Genomic DNA, 20,407 nt, shown 5'->3' with positions numbered 1-20,407 from the left:
AGAACTGAGGACTCCATGCCCAAGTCGAAGACCCACAGCGGCACCGCGAAGCGATTCAAGGTGTCCGGCAGCGGGAAGATCCTGCGCCAGAAGGCCGGCCGCCGCCACCTGCTCGAGCACAAGTCCTCGCGGGTCACCCGTCGCCTCGACGGCAAGGCCGTCGTCGCCGACGTCGACGCGCCGCGCATCAAGCGCCTGCTCGACATCTGAGCTTTCCCGACCGACCATCCCGGGGGCGAGAATCTGCCCCCCGAAACTGACAGGACATATCAGTGGCACGCGTGAAGAGGGCAGTCAACGCCCAGAAGAAGCGCCGTTCGATTCTCGAGGCTTCCAAGGGCTACCGCGGGCAGCGCTCGCGGCTGTACCGCAAGGCCAAGGAGCAGCAGCTTCACTCGCTGACCTACGCCTACCGCGACCGTCGTGCGCGCAAGGGTGACTTCCGCAAGCTGTGGATCAGCCGCATCAACGCCGCTGCCCGCGCCAACGACATCACCTACAACCGGTTCATCCAGGGCCTCAAGGCCGCCGGTGTCGAGGTCGACCGCAAGATCCTCGCCGAGCTCGCCGTCTCCGACGCCGAGGCGTTCGCGGGCCTGGTCGCCGTCGCCAAGGCCGCCCTGCCGGCCGACGTGAACGCTCCGGCCGCCTGAGCGCAGCGCTGAACGACACGACAGCACAGAAGCGACCCGTGGATCCGCTCACCGAGCGCACTCCACGGGTCGTTTCTGCTGTGAAACTGCTGCGTACCGCCGAACGCCGCAAGGCCGGCCGCTTCCTCGCCGAGGGGGAGAACTCGGTCGCCGAGGCGCTCGAAACCGCGACCGTGCACGAGGTGTTCGTCACCGCCGCCGCGGCCGACCGCTATCCGGGTCTGCTCGACGCCGCGCACCGTCGCCGCGTCCGTGTCTCGCTCGTCACCGACCGCGCCGCCGAGCGACTGTCGGACACCGTCACCCCGCCCGGCGTCGTCGCCGTGTGCGACCTGCTCGACGTGCCCCTCGACTGGGCGCTGTCCGCGCAGGCCCGGCTCCTCGCGGTGCCCGTCGCGGTGGGGGAGCCCGGCAACGCGGGCACCGTCATCCGGGTCGCCGACGCCGTCGGCGCCGACGGCGTGATCCTCGCCGGCGACAGCGTCGACCCGCACAACGGCAAGTGTGTGCGTTCCTCCGCGGGCAGCGTGTTCCACCTGCCGGTCGCCCGGGAGCGCGACACCGACCGCGTGCTCGGTGCGCTCGCCGACGCCGGTCTGCAGGTGCTCGCCACCGCCGCGGACGGCGAAGTGAATCTCGACGACGCCGACGAGCTGCTCGCCGCGCCCACCGCCTGGCTGTTCGGTAACGAGGCCCACGGATTGGACCCGCAGATCGCCGCCCGCGCCGATCATCGGGTGCGGATCCCCATCCGGGGCCGCGCCGAATCGCTGAACCTGGCGACCGCCGCCGCCATCTGCCTGTATGCCAGCGCGCGGGTGCAGCATCGCGTGCACGGACCCATCACCTAGGATTTGTGTGTTGTGCTGCCGGGATCCGGTTCCGGCGGCACCCGACAGAAAACGTTCGCCGGAAGAAGGAGTTGCACCGGTCGTGGCCAAGAATGAGGGCGGCACGCCGCCGGCAGTGGACCCCAGCGCGCTGGCCGAGGAAGCGCTCGCCGCCGCCGAGAAGGCCGCGCAGGAAGCGTTCGCCGCCGCCACCGACCTCGACGCGCTCGCCCAGGCGAAGATCGAGCACCTCGGCGACAAGGCGCCCATCTCGCTCGCGAAGCGGGCGCTCGGATCGCTGCCCGGCAACGAACGCGCCGACGCGGGCAAGCGGGTCAACGCGCACCGCACCGCCGTGCAGGCCGCGTTCGACGAGCGCAAGGCGCAGCTGCAGGCGGAACGTGACGCCGCGGTCCTCGTCGCCGAGGCGATCGACGTGACCCTGCCGGCGAATCGCCGCGCCGTCGGCGCCCGCCACCCGATCACGATCATCTCCGAGCAGGTCTCCGACGTGTTCGTCGCGATGGGCTGGGAGGTGGCCGAGGGCCCGGAGGTCGAGACCGAGCACTTCAACTTCGACGCCCTGAACTTCCTGCCGGACCACCCGGCGCGGACCATGCAGGACACCTTCCACATCGCCCCCGAGGATTCGCGGCAGGTGCTGCGCACCCACACCTCCCCGGTGCAGGTGCGGACCATGCTGTCCCGCGAGATCCCCATCTACGTGGTGTGCCCGGGGCGCACCTTCCGCACCGACGAGCTCGACGCCACCCACACCCCGGTGTTCTCGCAGATCGAAGGCCTCGCGGTCGACAAGGGCCTGACGATGGCGCACCTGCGCGGCACCCTCGACGCGTTCGCCCGCGCGCTGTTCGGTCCCGACACCCGCACCCGCATGCGGCCGAACTACTTCCCGTTCACCGAGCCGTCGGCCGAGGTCGACGTGTGGTTCCCGAACAAGAAGGGCGGCGCCGGCTGGGTCGAGTGGGGCGGCTGCGGCATGGTCAACCCCAACGTGCTGCGCGCCTGCGGCATCGACCCCGACGTCTACAGCGGATTCGCGTTCGGCATGGGACTCGAGCGCACCCTGCAGTTCCGCAACGGCATCTCCGACATGCGCGACATCGTCGAAGGCGACGTGCGGTTCACGCTGCCGTTCGGCGTGCAGGGCTGACGCCCGCCCCAAACCCGACCACCCCCGAGAATCGAACGAACGAGAAAGCTGAACTCACGTGCGAGTAGCGCAGTCCTGGCTGACCGAGATCCTGCAGCGTTCCACCCCGGAATGGAACGTCACCGCCGAGGAGCTCGACGCGGGATTCGTCCGGGTCGGTCTCGAGGTCGAGGAGGTCGACACCCTCGACCGCATCGACAACCTCGTCGTCGGCCGGGTCGTCGAGATCACGGAGCTCACCGAATTCAAGAAGCCCATCCGGTTCTGCCGGGTCGACGTCGGTGAAGCCGAGCCGCGCGGCATCGTGTGCGGCGCCCGCAACTTCACCGAGGGCGACCTCGTCGTGGTCGCGCTGCCCGGCGCGGTCCTGCCCGGCGACTTCGTCATCGCGACCCGCAAGACCTACGGGCAGGTGTCCGACGGCATGATCTGCTCGATCGCCGAACTCGGGATCGGCAAGGACCACTCCGGCATCCTCGTGCTCGAGGAGGGCAGCGCGGAGCCCGGCACAGACGCCAACGACCTGCTCGGCCTCGGCGACACGGTCATCGAACTGAACATCACCCCGGACCGCGGCTACTGCTTCTCGGTGCGCGGCCTGACCCGCGAACTCGCGTGCGGGTTCGACCTCGAGTTCTCCGACCCGGCGCAGGTCACCCCGAACCCGGCCGACGGCGAGGCCTACCCGATCCGGCTCGAACCCGAGTCCGGCGCCACCCGGTTCGCGGCACGGAAGGTCACCGGCATCGATCCCGACGCGGTGTCGCCGTGGTGGCTGCAGCGTCGTCTGCTCACCGCCGGGGTGCGCCCGATCAGCCCCGCGGTCGACGTCACCAACTACGTGATGCTCGAGCTCGGTCAGCCGCTGCACGCGTTCGACGCGGCGACCCTGCAGGGTGAGCTCGTCATCCGCCGGGCCCGCGCGGGCGAGAAGCTCACCACCCTCGACGGTGTCGAGCGCGTCCTCGATCCCGAGGACGTCGTCATCACCGACGACTCCGGTGTCATCTCGCTGGCGGGCATCATGGGCGGCGCCACCACCGAGGTCGGCGACACCACCACCGACGTGCTGCTCGAGGCGGCCACCTGGGATCCGCTGGCGGTGTTCCGCGGCAATCGTCGGCACAAGCTGTCCAGCGAGGCCGGTAAGCGCTTCGAACGCAACGTCGACCCCGAGGTGGCACTGCCCGCCCTGGACCGGGCGGCGTCGCTGCTGGTGGAGATCGCCGGTGGCCGGGTCGAACCGCTCCTGACCGACGTGTCGGTCCCGGTCGAGCCGGTCACGATCCGCATGGACATCGACCTTCCGGACCGGGTCGCCGGGGTCACCTACCCGAACGGCACCGCCGCGCGGCGACTCACCCAGATCGGTTGCGCCGTCGAGGTCGGTGTCGGGGTGGACGGGCACGGCCAGCTCGTCGTGACCCCGCCGTCGTGGCGCCCGGACCTGCGTCAGCCCGCCGACCTGGTCGAGGAGGTGCTGCGCCTCGAGGGTCTCGAGCAGATCCCGTCGGTGCTGCCCGCCGCCCCCGCGGGCCGCGGTCTCACCCCGTCGCAGAAGCGCCGCCGCGCCGTGGGCCGGGCCCTGGCGTCCGACGGGTACGTCGAGGTCCTGGCGCCGGTGTTCCTGCCCGCGCACGTGTTCGACACGTGGGGTCTGGACGCCGACGACCCGCGCCGCCACACCACCAAGGTGCTCAACCCGCTCGAATCGGATCGTCCCGAGCTCGCGACGACGCTGCTGCCGGGTCTGCTCGAGGTGCTCTCGCGCAACGTCGCCCGCGGCCAGCGGGACCTGTCGCTGTTCTCGATCGCGCAGGTCGTGCTGCCCGGCGCCGAGACCGGCCCGGTCCCGGTCCTGCCGGTGGATCGTCGGCCCACCGACGAGGAGATCGCCATGCTGGAGCGGTCGCTGCCGAAGCAGCCGGTGCACATCGGCGGTGTGCTGTGCGGGCTGCGTGAGCCCGCCGGTCCGTGGGGTTCCGGTCGCGCCGCCGACGCGGTGGATGCCTTCGCGGCGGCCGAGACGGTCGCGGCGGCGGCCGGGGTGCGGATCGAGCGTCGCGTCGCCCGCTACCTGCCGTGGCATCCGGGCCGCTGCGCCGAACTGGTCGTCGACGGTGAGGTCGTCGGACATGCCGGTGAGCTGCACCCCGCGGTGATCGAGCGTGCCGGTCTGCCGGCCCGCACCTGCGCGTTCGAGCTGAATCTCGATGCCCTGCCGATCGTCGAGTCGCTGCCGGCGCCCGTCGTGTCGCCGTTCCCGCCGGTGTTGCAGGATGTCGCGGTCGTCGTCGACAAGGCCGTGCCCGCGGCGTCGGTCGAGGCGGCGCTGCGCGCCGGGGGCGGCGATCTGCTCGAGGACGTGCGCCTGTTCGACGTGTTCGAAGGCGCCCAGGTCGGGGAGGACCGCAAGTCGCTGGCGTTCGCGTTGCGGTTCCGCGCTCCGGACCGCACCCTCACCGAGGACGAGGCGAGCGCGGCCCGCGACGCCGCGGTGGCTTCCGCGTCGGCTGCAGTCGGAGCGCAACTGCGCGGATGATGGTCGGGTGGGCACGTATGTAGCCGTCGGGGGTGTGCGTGCCCACCTCGATCCCGGGAATCGACAGGATTCCGACGCGGCCGCTGCGTCGGCGGCGATGGGGGACAGCGCCCCGACCGGCGACGTAGCCTGGAACCATGACCACGGACCCGCGCGACCCCGACCGTGCTCCCGAACCCGAGCGGCCCGACCACCCGGTTCCGGATGTGACTCCGGCCGAACCGAATTCGCCGACCGTGCCCGACGTGCCGCCGGGCCCGGACATCCCGGACGTGACGCCCGCCGACCCCGAACCGGAGGTCGAACCGTCCCCGTCGGTGCCCGACGTGACACCCGCCGAAGGTGTGGTGCGCGCACCGTCGATCGAGGAGGTCACCGGCTACACCGAGGCGGGGGTGCCCACCTTCGAGGCGGTCCGCGACAAGATCGAGAAGCGTCTCGGCACCGCGATGGGTGCGGAGGAACTGGCCCGGGAGACCGAACCCGCGCGCACGCTCGAGGAGGAGTTCGAGGACAGGAAGAAGGCGGCCGCCGACAAGCTCGCCGAGATCCGGCGTTCGATGAGTTCCTGATCCACCGCCGGCTGCCCGCCGCCCATCCCGTTTCCGAGCGAATGTACCGTTCATTCGGTTGAAGGAGACGAGCGATACATTCGCTCGGGTGGGGGTGGGCGTTCCGGCGACCCGTGAGTGAATAAATTTGCATCGCCGTGCATAATGAATCGTATGGGTAACTCACCGGCATTCACGGCGACGCCGCAGTCGCCGATTCGGGTCGCGGTGGCGGGCGCCAGCGGCTACGCGGGCGGCGAAGTCCTCCGCCTGCTCCTCGGGCACCCCGCCTACCAGGACGGCTCCCTCGTCATCGGCGCACTGACCGCCGGCGGCAACGCCGGCGCGACCCTCCGCGAGTTCCACTCGCACCTGCTGCCCCTCGCCGACCGCGTCCTCGGCGCCACCGACCTCGACACCCTCACCGGTCACGACGTCGTCTTCCTCGGCCTGCCCCACGGGCACTCGGCGGTCATCGCCGAACAACTCCCGGACACCACCGTCGTCATCGACTGCGGCGCCGACTTCCGGCTCGAATCCAGCGACGACTGGGAACGCTGGTACGGCGGCGAGCACGCCGGCACCTGGCCCTACGGCATGCCCGAACTCCCCGGCAAACGCGAGCAGCTCGTCGGCGCCACCCGCATCGCGGTGCCCGGCTGCTACCCGACGTCCGCCTCGCTCGCGCTGGCCCCGGCGGTCGCCGCCGGCATCGTCGAACCGAAGGTGCAGATCGTCGCGGTCTCCGGCACCTCCGGCGCCGGCAAGTCCCCCAAGGTCGACCTGCTCGGCTCCGAGGTGATGGGCTCGGTCCGCGCCTACGGCATCGGCGGCGTCCACCGGCACACCCCGGAGATCAAGCAGAACCTCTCCGCCCTCGCCGGCACCGAGGTCTCCGTCTCCTTCACCCCCGTCCTCGCACCCATGCCGCGCGGCATCCTCGCCACCTGCACCGCACCGACCACCGCGACCGCCGCCGAGGCCCGTGCCGTGTACGAGAAGGCCTACGGCGACGAGCCGTTCGTGCAGCTGCTCCCCGAGGGCGTCCTGCCGGCCACCGGCTCGGTGGTCGGGTCCAACGCCGTGCAGCTCGCCGTCACCGTCGACGCCGACGCCGGCCTGCTGATCGTCGTCGCCGCGCTCGACAACCTGACCAAGGGCACCGCCGGCGCCGCGGTGCAGTCCATGAACCTGGCGCTCGGCCTGCCCGAGACCGCCGGCCTGTCCACCGTAGGAGTGGCCCCGTGACCGACCGGACCCCGCCCGCCGGCGACACGCACGCGGAGCACGTCTACGCCGACGCCGTCGACATCGCCGGGGGGCGGCTCATCCGCACCCAGGGCGTGACCAACCCCGCCGGTTTCCGGGCCGCCGGGATCCGCGCCGGCATCAAGGCCAGCGGCAACCCCGACCTCGCGCTCGTCTTCAACGAAGGACCCGATCTCGCCGCCGCCGGTGTCTTCACCACCAACAAGGTCAAGGCCGCCCCGGTGCTGTGGTCCAAGCAGGTCCTCACCTCCGGTGCGCTGCGCGCGGTCGTCCTCAACTCCGGCGGCGCCAACGCCTGCACCGGTCCCGGCGGCTTCCAGGACACCCACGCCACCGCCGAGGCCCTCGCCGACGCGCTGAGCAACTGGGGCACCGAAACCGGTGCCGGCGAGATCGCGGTGTGCTCCACCGGCCTGATCGGCGACCGGCTGCCCATGGACAAGGTCCTCGCCGGCGTGCAGGAGATCGTCCACGAACTCGCCGGCGGCATCTCCGGCGGCACAGACGCCGCCTACGCGATCATGACCACCGACACCGTCCCCAAACAGGCCGCGCTGCACCACGCCGACAAGTGGAACGTCGGCGGCATGGGCAAGGGCGCCGGCATGCTCGCCCCCGCGCTCGCCACCATGCTGGTCGTGCTCACCACCGACGCGGTCGCCACCTCCGCCCAGCTCGACGAGGCACTGCGCAACGCCACCCGGCAGACCTTCGACCGGCTCGACATCGACGGCGCCACCTCCACCAACGACACCGTGCTGCTGCTCGCGTCCGGTGCCAGCGGCATCGCCCCCGCCCAGGAGGACCTCAACGCCGCGGTCCTCGCCGTGTGCGACAGCCTCGCCGACCAGATGATGGCCGACGCCGAGGGCGTCACCAAGCGGGTCACCGTCACCGTCCGCGGCGCCGCCAGCGAATCCGACGCCCTCATCGGCGCCCGCACCGTCGCCCGCGACAGCCTGGTCAAGACCGCCCTGTTCGGCTCCGACCCCAACTGGGGCCGCGTCCTCGCCGCCATCGGCATCGCCCCCATCGAACTCGACCCGGACAAGATCTCGGTGACCTTCAACGGCAGCCCCGTGTGCATCGACGGCGTCGGGGCACCCAGCGCGCGCGAGGTCGACCTGTCCGGCATCGACATCGCCCTCGACATCGACCTCGGCATCGGCGACGCCGAAGTGTCCATCCGCACCACCGACCTCTCGCACGCGTACGTCGAAGAGAACTCGGCGTACTCGTCGTGACGGCACAGAATGTGACGGGAGACGACATGCTCGACGACCTCATCGCGAGCCTCACCTCGCACCAGAAGGCATTCGTGCTCGCCGAGGCACTGCCCTGGCTGCAGAAGTTCCGCGACAAGATCGTCGTCGTCAAGTACGGCGGCAACGCCATGATCGACGACGACCTCAAGTCGGCGTTCGCCGCCGACATGGCGTTCCTGCGCACCGTCGGCATCCACCCCGTGGTCGTGCACGGCGGCGGCCCCCAGATCAACGCCATGCTGAAGCGCCTCGGCATGGAAGGGGAGTTCCGCGGCGGCTTCCGGGTCACCACACCCGAAGTCATGGACGTCGTACGGATGGTGCTCTTCGGCCAGGTCGGCCGCGAACTGGTCGGGCTGATCAACAGCCACGGCCCGTACGCCGTCGGCATCTCCGGTGAGGACGCCCGGCTGTTCACCGCCACCCGACGCACCGTCGTCGTCGACGGCGAAGACACCGACATCGGGCTCGTCGGAGACGTCACCACCGTCGACCCGGCCGCCGTCCTCGACCTCATCGCCGCCGGCCGCATCCCCGTCGTCTCCACGATCGCGCCGGACGCCGACGGGGTCGTGCACAACATCAACGCCGACACCGCCGCGGCCGCGCTCGCCGAAGCGCTCGGCGCCGAGAAACTCGTCGTCCTCACCGACGTCGAAGGGCTCTACACGAACTGGCCCGACCGCAGCTCGCTGGCGTCGCAGATCGACGCCGCCGCGCTCACCGAACTGCTGCCGTCCCTCGACGCGGGCATGGTCCCCAAGATGGAAGCCTGCCTGCGCGCCGTGCAGGGCGGCGTCCCCACCGCACACGTCATCGACGGCCGCCAGCCGCACTCCGTTCTGCTCGAACTGTTCACCGAAGAGGGCATCGGCACCATGGTGACCCCCACCCAGGAAGGCACAGCATGACCGGCACGTCCGATCTGCAGGAACGCTGGGCGCATTCGCTCATGCACAACTACGGCGTGCCGAAGGTCGCGCTCGTCGCCGGCGACGGCGCGATCGTCACCGACGCCGACGGCAAGCAGTACCTCGACCTGCTCGGCGGCATCGCCGTCAACAGCCTCGGCCACCGCCACCCGGCGATCATCGAGGCCGTCACCGCACAGCTGAACCAGCTCGGGCACGTGTCGAACCTGTACGCCTCGCCGCCCGTGCTCGAGCTCGCCGAACGACTGCTCGCGCACTTCGGGCACGAGGGCCGGGTGTTCTTCTGCAACTCCGGCACCGAAGCCAACGAGGCAGCCTTCAAGATCGCCCGGCTCACCGGCCGCCCCAAGATCATCGCCGCGGAGAAGGCGTTCCACGGCCGCACCATGGGCGCGCTCGCCCTCACCGGCCAGCCCGACAAGCGCGCACCCTTCGAACCCATGCCCGCCGGCGTCGAATTCGTCCCCTACGGCGACATCGCCGCCCTCGAAGCCGCCGTCGACGAGAACACCGCCGCCGTGTTCCTCGAACCGATCATGGGCGAGTCCGGTGTCGTGGTCCCGCCCGAGGGCTACCTCGCCGCGGCCCGGCGCATCACCACCGAGAAGGGCGCGCTGCTCGTCCTCGACGAGGTGCAGACCGGCATCGCCCGCACCGGCACGTTCTTCGCGCACCAGGCAGCCGGGGTCGTCCCGGACGTGATGACCCTCGCCAAGGGACTCGGCGGCGGCCTGCCCATCGGCGCCGTCGTCGCGACCGGCCCGGCCGCCGAGCTGTTCCAGCCCGGCAAGCACGGCACCACCTTCGGCGGCAACCCGGTGTGCGCGGCCGCCGCGCTCGCCGTGCTGCGCACCATCGACGAGCAGAACCTGCTCGACCACGTCAACTCCGTCGGCAAGCACCTCGCCACCGGCATCGAGGAACTCGGACACCCGCTCGTCGACCACGTCCGCGGCTCCGGTCTGCTGCTCGGCGTCGTCCTCACCGACCCGAAGTCGGCCGCGGTCGAGGCGGCCGCGCGCGACGCCGGCTACCTCGTCAACGCCGCGGCGCCCGACGTCATCCGGCTCGCCCCGCCGCTGATCCTCACCGAGGACCAGGCCGACGGGTTCGTCGCCGCACTGCCCGCGATCCTCGACACGGCCCAGCAGGAAGGGGCGAGCTAACCCATGGTCAGGCACTTCCTGCGCGACGACGACGTCACCCCCGCCGAACAGGCGCAGATCCTCGACCTCGCCGCCGAACTCAAGAAGGCGCCCCTGTCGCGCCGGCCCCTCGAGGGGCCGTACAGCGTCGCGGTGCTGTTCGACAAGACGTCCACCCGCACCCGTTTCTCGTTCGACGCCGGCATCGCCCAGCTCGGCGGTCACGCGATCGTCGTCGACGCCGGCACCACCCAGCTGGGCAAGGGCGAAACCCTCGAGGACACCGCGCGCGTCTTCTCCCGGTACACCGAGGCCGTCGTGTGGCGCACCTACGGGCAGGACCGCATCGAGGCCCTCGCGGCGCACTCCACCGTCCCGGTCGTCAACGCGCTCACCGACACCTTCCACCCGTGCCAGGTGCTCGCCGACCTGCAGACCATCCGCGAACACAAGGGCAGCACCGCGGGCCTGTCCCTGGCCTACTTCGGCGACGGCGCCAACAACATGGCGCACTCGCTGATGCTCGGTGGCGTCACCGCCGGCCTGCACGTCACGATCGCGTCCCCGGCCGGGTTCGTCCCCGACCCGGACGTCGTGGCCGCCAGCCGTGCCCGCGCCGAGGAGACCGGCGGCAGCGTCACCCTCACCGACGACCCGCAGGCCGCCGCAACCGACGCCGACGTGCTCGTCACCGACACGTGGGTGTCGATGGGACAGGAGGACGACGGCCTCGACCGCGACTCGGTGTTCCGGCCGTTCCAGGTGAACGCCGAACTGGTGGCCCTGTCGAAGCCCGAGTCCATCGTGCTGCACTGCCTGCCCGCCTACCGCGGGCGCGAGATCACCGCCGACGTCCTCGACGGACCCCGCGCGGTCGTGTGGGACGAAGCCGAGAACCGGCTGCACGCCCAGAAGGCGCTGCTCGTGTGGTTGCTCGAGCAGCGGGAGAACTGACCGTGAGCACCGCCGCGAGCCGACCCGAGGGAACGACGGAGCGCCCCGCCGCATCCTCGGCCCCGACGCGCGCGGCGCGGCAGGCGCGGATCACCGCGCTCGTCTCGACCCGCGAGGTGCGCAGCCACACCGAACTGGCCGCGCTGCTCGCCGCCGAAGGCATCGAGGTGTCCACCGCGACCCTGTCGCGCGACCTCGAGGAACTCGGCGCGGTCAAGCTCCGCGCCGCCGACGGGGGAGCCGGGGTGTACGTCGTGCCCGAGGACGGCAGCCCGGTCCGCGGGGTGTCCGGAGGCACCGACCGATTGTCCCGTCTCCTGGGGGAATTGCTCGTCTCCACCGACCACAGCGGCAACATCGCGGTGCTGCGCACACCGCCCGGGGCAGCGCACTATCTGGCCAGTGCACTCGATCGGGCATCATTACCTGAGGTCGTCGGCACGATCGCCGGGGACGACACCATCGCGGTGATCGCCCGGGAGCCGACGACGGGGGCCGAACTGGCCGCCAAAATCGAATCACTCGCATGAACTACCACCCATAGACGTCAGTCGAATCAAGAAGGAGCGCAAGAACAATGGCCGATCGCGTCGTACTCGCCTACTCGGGCGGGCTGGACACCTCCGTTGCCATCAGCTGGATCGGCAAGGAGACCGGCAAGGAGGTCGTCGCCGTCGCCATCGATCTCGGCCAGGGCGGCGAGGACATGGAGGTCGTGCGTCAGCGCGCCCTCGACTGCGGTGCCGTCGAATCCATCGTCGTCGACGCCAAGGACGAATTCGCCAACGAGTACTGCCTGCCCACCATCCAGGCCAACGCGCTCTACATGGACCGCTACCCGTTGGTGTCCGCGATCAGCCGTCCGCTGATCGTCAAGCACATCGTGCAGGCCGCCCGCGAGCACGGCGGCACCATCGTCTCGCACGGCTGCACCGGCAAGGGCAACGACCAGGTGCGCTTCGAGGTCGGCTTCGGCGCCCTCGCTCCCGACCTGCAGGTCATCGCCCCGGTGCGCGACTACGCGTGGACCCGCGAGAAGGCCATCGCGTTCGCCGGCGAGCACAACCTGCCGATCAACGTGACCAAGAAGTCGCCGTTCTCCATCGACCAGAACGTGTGGGGCCGCGCCGTCGAGACCGGCTTCCTCGAGGACCTGTGGAACGCCCCCACCAAGGACGTCTACGACTACACCGAGGACCCCACCCTCAACTGGCAGGCTCCCGACGAGCTGATCGTCACCTTCGAGGCCGGCCGTCCCGTCGCGATCGACGGCAAGCACGTCACCGTCCTCGAGGCCATCCAGCAGCTCAACAAGCGCGCCGGTGCCCAGGGCGTGGGCCGCCTCGACATGGTCGAGGACCGCCTCGTCGGCATCAAGAGCCGCGAGATCTACGAGGCGCCCGGCGCCATCGCCCTGATCACCGCGCACCAGGAACTCGAGCACGTCACCCTCGAGCGTGAACTCGGCCGCTACAAGCGGCGGGTCGAGGAGCGCTGGAGCGAGCTGGTGTACGACGGCCTGTGGTACTCGCCGCTCAAGACCGCTCTCGACGCCTTCATCAAGCACACGCAGGAACGCGTCACCGGCGACATCCGCATGGTGATGCACGGCGGACACATCACCGTCAACGGCCGCCGCAGCCCCGAGTCGCTGTACGACTTCAACCTCGCCACCTACGACGAGGGCGACAGCTTCGACCAGTCCAACGCCAAGGGCTTCGTGCAGATCCACGGCCTGTCGTCGAAGGTCGCCGCGAAGCGCGATCTGGGCCTGTAGATCATGACCAGCCAGGACTCTCACGGCACCAACGAAGGCGCCCTGTGGGGCGGCCGGTTCGCATCCGGACCGGCCGCCGCCATGGCGGCACTGAGCAAGTCCACGCACTTCGACTGGGCGCTCGCCCCGTACGACGTGCGCGCCTCCCAGGCGCACGCGAAGGTCCTGCACCGGGCCGGGCTGCTCAGCGACGACGACCTCGCCACCATGCTCGACGGCCTCGACCGGCTCGCCGCCGACGTCGCGTCCGGGGCGTTCGTTCCCGCCGAGTCCGACGAGGACGTCCACGGCGCCCTCGAACGCGGCCTCATCGACCGGGTCGGACCGGAGGTCGGCGGACGCCTGCGCGCGGGCCGGTCCCGCAACGACCAGGTGGCCACGCTGTTCCGGATGTGGCTGCGCGACGCCGCGCGGCGCATCTCCGACGGGGTGCTGAACGTCGTCGAGGCCATCGCGAACCAGGCTGCCGCGCACCCGCAGGCGGTCATGCCGGGCAAGACGCACCTGCAGGCCGCGCAACCGGTCCTGCTCGCGCACCACCTGCTCGCGCACGCGCACCCGCTGCTGCGCGACGTGCAGCGGCTGCGTGACTTCGACAAGCGTGCCGCCGTGTCCCCGTACGGATCCGGTGCGCTCGCCGGGTCCTCGCTCGGGCTCGACCCCGATGCGATCGCCGCCGAGCTGAACTTCGACTCGGCCGCGGACAACTCGATCGACGCGACCAGCTCGCGCGACTTCGCAGCCGAGGCCGCGTTCGTGTTCGCGATGATCGCGGTCGACCTGTCGCGCATGGCGGAGGAGGTGATCCTGTGGAGCACTCCCGAGTTCGGGTACATCACCCTCGCCGACGAGTGGTCCACCGGATCGTCGATCATGCCGCAGAAGAAGAACCCGGACGTGTCCGAGCTCACCCGCGGCAAGGCGGGTCGTCTCATCGGCAACCTCACCGGCCTGCTCGCGACCCTCAAGGCGCAGCCGCTCGCGTACAACCGCGACCTGCAAGAGGACAAGGAACCGGTGTTCGATTCGGTGGCGCAGCTCGAGCTGTTGCTCCCGGCGATCACCGGCCTGGTCGAAACGCTGACGTTCCACACGGACCGGATGGCCGAGCTCGCGCCCGCCGGGTTCACCCTCGCGACGGACATCGCCGAGTGGATGGTGCGTCAGGGCGTGCCGTTCCGGGTCGCGCACGAAGCGGCCGGCGCGTGCGTCAAGGTCGCCGAAGGCCGGGGCGTGGGACTCGAGGACCTCACCGACGAGGAACTCGCCGCGGTCGATCCCGCCCTCACCCCGCAGGTGCGCGAGGTGCTCACCGTGGAAGGGTCCATCGCGTCCCGCAACGCGCGTGGTGGCACGGCCGGAGAGCGCGTCGCCGAGCAGCTCGCGGGGGTCCGCGCGACCGCGCGTGAGCTGCGGGAGCAGGTCCGCGCCTGACCGATCCGAACAGGCCGGTTCGACCGACGCCGGGTGTGACCCACACGGCGTTTCGAACCGGCCTGTGGCATACCCGGCGTGTGGCAGGCTGGGGTTCTGACATGTCGGATTGCGGTACACGCGGCGGATGGGGTGCGGTTCGTGGGACTGGGGAGTGAATCGGTGATGGGGCCGTTGCGTCGCGTCGTGGCGACGGCGCAGAACGGCCTCGAGGTGATTCGGTTCGGGGGGCTCGAGACCGGGGCGGCGCCGTCGCCGTACCAGGTCGTCGCCCGGACTCCGATGTACCGTCTGCGCCGCTACTTTCCCGAGACCGATACCGCCTCGACCGGGATCCCCGTTGTCCTCGTTCCGCCGATGATGATGTCGGCCGATGTGTACGACGTGACCCGCGAGAAGGGCGCGGTCGGAATGCTGCACGCCGTCGGTCTCGATCCGTGGGTCGTCGACTTCGGGTCCCCGGACCAGGAGGAGGGCGGCTGGAGCCGCACCCTCACCGACCACATCGTCGCCCTCGACGAGATCGTCGACCGGGTTCACGACTACACGGGCCGCGACATCCATCTCGGCGGATACTCGCAGGGCGGCATGTTCTGCTATCAGGCCGCGGCATACCGGCGCAGCCGCAACATCGCCAGTCTGATCACGTTCGGTAGTCCCGTCGACACCCTGGCGGCGTTGCCGTTCGGTATCCCGGATGCCATCGCGGTCCGCAGCGCGGATTTTCTCGCCGACCACGTCTTCAACCGGATGGCGATCACCGGGTGGATGGCCCGCACCGGCTTCCAGTTCCTCGACCCGATCAAGACGGTGCGGGCGCGGCTCGAGTTCGTCATGCAGTTGCACGACCGGGAAGCGTTGCTGCCGAGGGAACCGCAGCGCCGATTCCTCGACACCGAGGGCTGGGTCGCGTGGTCGGGTCCCGCGGTCGCGGATCTGCTGCGTCAGTTCATCGCGCACAACCGGATGGTCAGCGGCGGATTCGTCATCAACGACCGGGCGGTGACCCTCGCGGACATCACGTGCCCGATCCTCGCGTTCGTCGGTGAGGTCGACGATATCGGGCAGCCCCTCGCCGTGCGCGGTATCCGCAAGGCGGCGCCTCGTGCGCAGGTGTTCGAATACTGTTTGCGCGCAGGTCATTTCGGACTCGTCGTCGGCACCTCCGCGGCGCAGCACACGTGGCCTACTGTCGGGGAATGGGTGCTGTGGCGCGAGCAGCAGGGGGACCGGCCCGTCGGCATCGTCCCGATGGCCGTGCCCGAACCGCACGCCGAGGGCGAGACCGGCGTGTCCGTCACCAGCCGGCTGACCCACACCGCCGCCACCATCGCCGAGGTCGGTGTGGAAGTGGGCAAGGGTCTCGCCGAGATCGCCGCCGGTACCGTCCGCGGCGCCCGCGAACTGTCCGGTGAGGCCGCGCGGGCGCTGCCGCGGCTCGCGCGGCTCGGGCAGATCCAGCCGCACACGCGGATCTCCGTCGGCAGCCTCCTCGCCGAGCAGGGCCGCAAGGCCGCCGACCGTGAATGCTTCATCTTCGAGGATCGCGTCTACACCTTCGCCGCGGTCAACCGCCGCATAGACAACGTCGTGCGGGGACTCATCCACGGCGGCGTGCGCCCCGGGATGCGTGTCGGTGTCCTCATGGACACGCGCCCGAGCGCCATGGCCGCGGTCACGGCGGTCTCCCGTATCGGTGGGGTGTCGGTGCTGCTGCCACCCGGCTCCGACCTCGACGAGACCCTCCGGCTGGGCGCCGTCGAGAAGATCGTCACGGACCCGGAGCACCTCGGGACCGCCGTCGCGACCGGTCTGCCCGTCCTCGTGCTCGGCGGCGGCGACGTGCGCGACCTCGACGTCGAACCCGGCTCGGACGTCATCGACCTCGAACGCCTCGACACCTCCACGATGGAGCTGCCGGGGTGGTACGTGCCGGACCCCGGCATGGCCCGCGAACTCGCCTTCATCCTGTTCACCGGCCACGGCGATTCGCTCGAGATGAAGCTGGTCACCAACCACCGGTGGGCACTGTCGGCGTTCGGTACCGCGACCGCCGCGGCCCTCGGCCGCGGCGACACTGTGTACTGCCTCGCGCCGCTGCACCATTCGTCGGGACTGCTCGTCAGTTTCGGAGGTGCACTCGCCGGTGGATGCCGCATCGCGCTGTCCCGGGGACTGGATCCGGCGCGGTTCAGCGACGAGGTGCACCGCTACGGCGTCACCGTCATCACCTACACGTGGGCGATGCTGCGGGAGATCCTCGACAGCCCGTCGCTGCACATCGACGACATCCACCCGGTGCGCCTGTTCATCGGTTCCGGCATGACCCCCGGCCTGTGGCGGCGCACCATGGAGCGGTTCGCCCCCGCGCAGGTGCTCGAGTTCTACGCCTCCACCGAAGGCGCGATCGTGCTGGCCAACGTGTCCGGCGCGAAAGTCGGGTCGAAGGGCCGGCCGCTGCCCGGCAGCGCCGAGGTCCGGCTGGCCGCCTACGACCCGGTCGGCCGGCGATTCGTCGAAGACGAACGAGGTTTCGTCCGGGAGAGCGTGCCCGGCGAAGTCGGACTGCTGCTCGGCCGCTACAGCTCGACCACGGACATCTCCGCAAGCGTGATGCGCGGTGTGTTCGAGACGGGCGATGCGTGGGTCCCCACCGAGAACCTGTTCCGGCGCGACGCGGACGGCGACTTCTGGCTGCTCGACAACAAGCGCACCGTCATCGTCACCCCGCGCGGCCCGGTCTATGCGCAACCCGTCGTCGACGCGCTCGGCGCGCTCCCTCGGGTCGATCTCGTCGTCGCCTACGGGGTGCGCGCCGGCGATACCGACCTCGCCGTGGCCGCGTGCACGCTGCGCGAGAACAAGGCGCCGAGCTCCGTGGAGATCACCGCGGCGCTCGATGCACTGCCGGCCGCCGAACGCCCCGACATCGTGCACGTGGTGCCGCGCATCCCGCTCGGGCCGTCCTTCAGGCCCATCGCGGACGATCTGCGGGCACAGGGTGTGCCGAGGCCGACGGTGCGTTCCTGGTACGCCGACCCCGAGACCGGAACGTACAAGCGGCTCACCAAGACGGTGGCAGCGCGGCTGGCGACGGGCGTCGTCGATTCGGGTTCCGCTGCGCGGTAGCCTTGGTCCCGTTCGCATATCGCACTTCGAGAGGACAACGGTGGCTGTCGACCCCACGCTGTTGAGCATCCTGGCCTGCCCGCAGGACAAGGGGCCGTTGCTCCTCGTGGACGACGTCGTCCTCTACAACCCACGGTTGCGGCGCGCCTACCCCATCGAGAACGGCATTCCCGTCCTTCTCGTCGACGAGGCGCGCGAGGTGACCGATGCCGAACACGACGACTACGTCGCGCGCGGGGTCGCGGGCTGGACGCAGGACTGATCGGCTGACCGGCGACGGCACGTACAGCAGGGCGCAGCTGACCGCGGCGGACCCCGTCGCGGGCGCACGCCTGCTGCTCGGCGCGATCCTCCGGGTCGGCGACGTCGCACTGCGCATCACCGAGGTCGAGGCGTACGGAGGGCCCGAGGACGGTCCCTGGCCGGACCCGGCCGCGCACTCGTACCGCGGCCGCACCGCCCGCAACGCGGTCATGTTCGGACCGGCGGGTCATCTGTACGTGTACCGCAGCTACGGCATCCATCACTGCGCGAACATCTCGATCGGACCCGACGGGGTCGCGGCCGCGGCGCTGCTGCGCGGTGCGCACGTCGTGTCGGGAGAGGAGACCGTCCGCGCTCGCCGCACCCCGGGTACCGCGGAGTCGAACCTCGCGAGGGGACCGGGCAACCTCGCCGAAGCACTCGGTCTGACACTCGCCGACAACGGCCTCGACGTGTTCGATGCGCCGTCGCGGGTGCGTCTCGACCTCGCCCCCGGCACCGTCCCGGACCCCGTGGAGACCGGTCCCCGGGTCGGCATCACGCAGGCCGCCGATCGGCCGTGGCGGCTGTGGATTCCCGGCGCGATCGGTGTCTCGGCGTACCGGCGTAGCCCACGGGCGCCGGCCGCGAATCCGCGGATGGGATGATCGAGCGGTGACTGAGCACATTCTCGACGAACTCACCTGGCGCGGGCTCATCGCCCAATCGACCGACATCGACGCACTGCGACGGGACCTCGACGCAGGTCCGCTCACGTTGTATGCCGGTTTCGATCCGACCGGGCCGAGTCTGCACGCCGGTCACCTCGTGCCTCTCCTCGCTCTCAAGCGTTTCCAGCGCGCCGGCCACCGGCCGATCGTTCTCGCAGGTGGGGCCACCGGCATGATCGGCGATCCCCGCGAGGTGGGGGAGCGGACGATGAACTCCGTCGACACGGTCGCCGAATGGGCCGAACGCATTCGCGGTCAGCTCGAGCGGTTCGTGGACTTCGACGATTCCCCGACCGGCGCGATCGTCGCCAACAACATGGACTGGACCGGGCAACTCAGCGCGATCGAGTTCCTGCGCGGAATCGGCAAGCACTTCTCCGTCAACGTGATGCTGGCCCGCGACACCGTCAAGCGCCGTCTCGAAGGCGACGGCATCTCGTACACCGAGTTCAGCTACATGCTTCTGCAGGCCAACGACTTCGTCGAGCTGCGCCGCAAGTACGGCTGCACGCTGCAGGTCGGCGGCTCCGACCAGTGGGGCAACATCATCGCCGGCGTCGAACTCAACCGCCGCGTCGACAGTGAGTCCGTGCACGCACTCACCGTTCCACTAGTGACCTCCGCGGACGGCAAGAAGTTCGGCAAGTCCACCGGCGGCGGCAGCCTGTGGCTCGACCCGGAGATGACCACGCCGTACGCCTGGTACCAGTACTTCGTGAACGCCGGTGACGCCGACGTGATCAAGTACCTGCGCTGGTTCACGTTCCTCGACCAGGAAGAACTCGCCGAGCTCGAGGTCGCCACCGCGGAACGCCCGCAGGCCCGTGAGGCACAGCGTCGGCTCGCAGCGGAAATGACCACGCTGGTCCACGGAGAGGCGAACACCCGCGCGGTGGAGCTCGCGAGCCGCGCACTGTTCGGTCGCGGAGAGCTTGCCGATCTCGACGAGGGCACGCTCGCGGCGGCGCTGGCCGAGGCATCGATCGCCGAAGTCCACAAGGGCGAGCCGTCCACGATCGTCGACCTGCTCGTCGCGAGCGGACTGTGCGAGAGCAAGGGCGCGGCGCGGCGCACGGTGAAGGAAGGCGGCGCCTCCGTCAACAACGTGCGTATCGCTTCGGAGGAGTGGACGCCCGGTGAATCGGACGTTCTGCACGGGCAGTGGCTCGTCATCCGGCGCGGGAAGCGGAACTTTGCCGGCGTGCGCCTCGTCCGGGGCTGACAGCGCTCTCATGTTACGGGCTGACGGGCCGTTGACCTGCGGATTTGACGGCCCGTTAGCGGAGGCGTAACTTAGTCGTCGTTCGAGCGAGAGGGACACAGACCCGGACCGGAAGGTACGGGCACCTTTAGTGCCCCGAGATGATCGGACAGCCAAGCAGAAGATCGTACCGGTTCGAAGCGATTTTGACTCGGTAAGATGGACCTGCTAGGTTAGAACAGTTGCCCCGGAGCGGGTCGGACGCTAGTCCGGAACGCGATGGTGTGTGCGTGTTCTTTGAGAACTCAACAGTGTGCCGATGAATGTCAGTGCCAAATTTTTTTGGTGCGACCACTTCACATTTATGTGGGTGGTTGTTGCTGGACATCACATTCTTCCGTCTGTGGTGGTCCAGTGTTAAAGCTAGTTTGAGTTTTTACGCTAGTGATTTGGCTCGATGTCTATGACTGATTACCCCTTCGGGGGGAATCGTGAGTCTTTAACGGAGAGTTTGATCCTGGCTCAGGACGAACGCTGGCGGCGTGCTTAACACATGCAAGTCGAACGATGAAGCCCA

Annotated in this window: 18 protein-coding genes and 1 rRNA gene; all 19 read left to right on the top strand. The window is 70.0% G+C overall.

Annotated features, from left to right (window positions below; translation table 11 throughout):
• Positions 1 to 15: 15 nt before the first annotated feature.
• Positions 16 to 210, top strand: coding sequence for a 50S ribosomal protein L35 (gene rpmI / locus ACWDTS_RS25150; protein WP_197251525.1), 195 nt, complete (start codon positions 16 to 18; stop codon positions 208 to 210).
• A gap of 62 nt (positions 211 to 272) precedes the next feature.
• A complete protein-coding gene (rplT, locus tag ACWDTS_RS25145; protein ID WP_006553977.1) occupies positions 273 to 653 on the top strand; it encodes a 50S ribosomal protein L20 in 381 nt (126 codons plus the stop codon).
• A 38-nt stretch (positions 654 to 691) separates the two neighbouring features.
• The gene (locus tag ACWDTS_RS25140; RefSeq protein WP_248676409.1) at positions 692 to 1,504 is read left to right on the top strand and encodes a TrmH family RNA methyltransferase; all 813 of its coding nucleotides are present in this window, start codon (positions 692 to 694) and stop codon (positions 1,502 to 1,504) included.
• Positions 1,505 to 1,586: 82 nt separating this feature from the next.
• Positions 1,587 to 2,657, top strand: a complete 1,071-nt coding sequence (gene pheS / locus ACWDTS_RS25135) for a phenylalanine--tRNA ligase subunit alpha (protein WP_248676410.1) — start codon at positions 1,587 to 1,589, stop codon at positions 2,655 to 2,657.
• Positions 2,658 to 2,715: 58 nt separating this feature from the next.
• Entirely contained in the window at positions 2,716 to 5,199 is a 2,484-nt protein-coding gene (pheT, locus tag ACWDTS_RS25130) for a phenylalanine--tRNA ligase subunit beta (protein ID WP_248676411.1), read from the top strand.
• 137 nt (positions 5,200 to 5,336) lie between these two features.
• On the top strand, positions 5,337 to 5,771 hold the full coding sequence (locus ACWDTS_RS25125; RefSeq protein ID WP_450111002.1) for a PspA/IM30 family protein: 435 nt from the start codon (positions 5,337 to 5,339) through the stop codon (positions 5,769 to 5,771).
• Between the two features lie 153 nt (positions 5,772 to 5,924).
• Entirely contained in the window at positions 5,925 to 6,998 is a 1,074-nt protein-coding gene (gene argC / locus ACWDTS_RS25120; RefSeq protein ID WP_450119235.1) for an N-acetyl-gamma-glutamyl-phosphate reductase, read from the top strand.
• A gap of 62 nt (positions 6,999 to 7,060) precedes the next feature.
• On the top strand, positions 7,061 to 8,263 hold the full coding sequence (gene argJ, locus ACWDTS_RS25115; RefSeq protein WP_450119240.1) for a bifunctional glutamate N-acetyltransferase/amino-acid acetyltransferase ArgJ: 1,203 nt from the start codon (positions 7,061 to 7,063) through the stop codon (positions 8,261 to 8,263).
• 26 nt (positions 8,264 to 8,289) lie between these two features.
• Positions 8,290 to 9,195, top strand: a complete 906-nt coding sequence (argB, locus tag ACWDTS_RS25110; RefSeq protein WP_248676414.1) for an acetylglutamate kinase — start codon at positions 8,290 to 8,292, stop codon at positions 9,193 to 9,195.
• On the top strand, positions 9,192 to 10,382 hold the full coding sequence (locus tag ACWDTS_RS25105) for an acetylornithine transaminase (RefSeq protein WP_450111004.1): 1,191 nt from the start codon (positions 9,192 to 9,194) through the stop codon (positions 10,380 to 10,382). Before argB ends, ACWDTS_RS25105 begins: the two co-directional genes overlap by 4 nt.
• Before the next feature lie 3 nt (positions 10,383 to 10,385).
• A complete protein-coding gene (argF, locus tag ACWDTS_RS25100) occupies positions 10,386 to 11,315 on the top strand; it encodes an ornithine carbamoyltransferase (protein WP_450111005.1) in 930 nt (309 codons plus the stop codon).
• Positions 11,316 to 11,317: 2 nt separating this feature from the next.
• Entirely contained in the window at positions 11,318 to 11,845 is a 528-nt protein-coding gene (locus ACWDTS_RS25095) for an arginine repressor (RefSeq protein WP_450111006.1), read from the top strand.
• A gap of 47 nt (positions 11,846 to 11,892) precedes the next feature.
• Positions 11,893 to 13,092 carry an argininosuccinate synthase gene (locus ACWDTS_RS25090; protein ID WP_197252500.1) on the top strand — a complete coding sequence of 400 codons (1,200 nt, stop codon included), beginning with the start codon at positions 11,893 to 11,895 and terminating at the stop codon, positions 13,090 to 13,092.
• A gap of 3 nt (positions 13,093 to 13,095) precedes the next feature.
• On the top strand, positions 13,096 to 14,526 hold the full coding sequence (gene argH, locus ACWDTS_RS25085) for an argininosuccinate lyase (protein WP_197252499.1): 1,431 nt from the start codon (positions 13,096 to 13,098) through the stop codon (positions 14,524 to 14,526).
• Positions 14,527 to 14,667: 141 nt separating this feature from the next.
• Positions 14,668 to 17,655 (top strand): acyl-CoA synthetase, encoded by a 2,988-nt coding sequence (locus ACWDTS_RS25080; RefSeq protein ID WP_450111008.1) that lies wholly within the window; start codon positions 14,668 to 14,670, stop codon positions 17,653 to 17,655.
• Positions 17,656 to 17,695: 40 nt separating this feature from the next.
• Complete coding sequence (locus ACWDTS_RS25075) at positions 17,696 to 17,917, top strand: Trm112 family protein (protein WP_197252497.1); 222 nt, start codon at positions 17,696 to 17,698, stop codon at positions 17,915 to 17,917.
• The gene (locus ACWDTS_RS25070) at positions 17,862 to 18,566 is read left to right on the top strand and encodes a DNA-3-methyladenine glycosylase (protein ID WP_450111009.1); all 705 of its coding nucleotides are present in this window, start codon (positions 17,862 to 17,864) and stop codon (positions 18,564 to 18,566) included. The genes ACWDTS_RS25075 and ACWDTS_RS25070 overlap by 56 nt, the downstream gene beginning before the upstream one ends.
• 7 nt (positions 18,567 to 18,573) lie before the next feature.
• The gene (gene tyrS, locus ACWDTS_RS25065) at positions 18,574 to 19,851 is read left to right on the top strand and encodes a tyrosine--tRNA ligase (protein ID WP_450119234.1); all 1,278 of its coding nucleotides are present in this window, start codon (positions 18,574 to 18,576) and stop codon (positions 19,849 to 19,851) included.
• 478 nt (positions 19,852 to 20,329) lie between these two features.
• Positions 20,330 to 20,407 (top strand): 16S ribosomal RNA (locus tag ACWDTS_RS25060); the annotation flags it as partial.

Source organism: Rhodococcus sp. NPDC003383 (genome assembly GCF_053589115.1).
The sequence above is the reverse complement of the archived record's forward strand: the minus strand, read 5'-3'. Positions and strand labels throughout refer to the sequence as shown.

What these genes read in the sequence shown, in the direction of transcription:
- rpmI (WP_197251525.1), top strand. Translation starts at nt 16, where the DNA reads ATGCCCAAGTCGAAGACCCACAGCGGCACCGCGAAGCGATTCAAGGTG.
- ACWDTS_RS25125 (WP_450111002.1), top strand. Translation starts at nt 5,337, where the DNA reads ATGACCACGGACCCGCGCGACCCCGACCGTGCTCCCGAACCCGAGCGG.
- argC (WP_450119235.1), top strand. Translation starts at nt 5,925, where the DNA reads ATGGGTAACTCACCGGCATTCACGGCGACGCCGCAGTCGCCGATTCGG.
- argB (WP_248676414.1), top strand. Translation starts at nt 8,290, where the DNA reads ATGCTCGACGACCTCATCGCGAGCCTCACCTCGCACCAGAAGGCATTC.
- ACWDTS_RS25105 (WP_450111004.1), top strand. Translation starts at nt 9,192, where the DNA reads ATGACCGGCACGTCCGATCTGCAGGAACGCTGGGCGCATTCGCTCATG.
- argF (WP_450111005.1), top strand. Translation starts at nt 10,386, where the DNA reads ATGGTCAGGCACTTCCTGCGCGACGACGACGTCACCCCCGCCGAACAG.
- ACWDTS_RS25090 (WP_197252500.1), top strand. Translation starts at nt 11,893, where the DNA reads ATGGCCGATCGCGTCGTACTCGCCTACTCGGGCGGGCTGGACACCTCC.
- argH (WP_197252499.1), top strand. Translation starts at nt 13,096, where the DNA reads ATGACCAGCCAGGACTCTCACGGCACCAACGAAGGCGCCCTGTGGGGC.
- ACWDTS_RS25070 (WP_450111009.1), top strand. Translation starts at nt 17,862, where the DNA reads ATGCCGAACACGACGACTACGTCGCGCGCGGGGTCGCGGGCTGGACGC.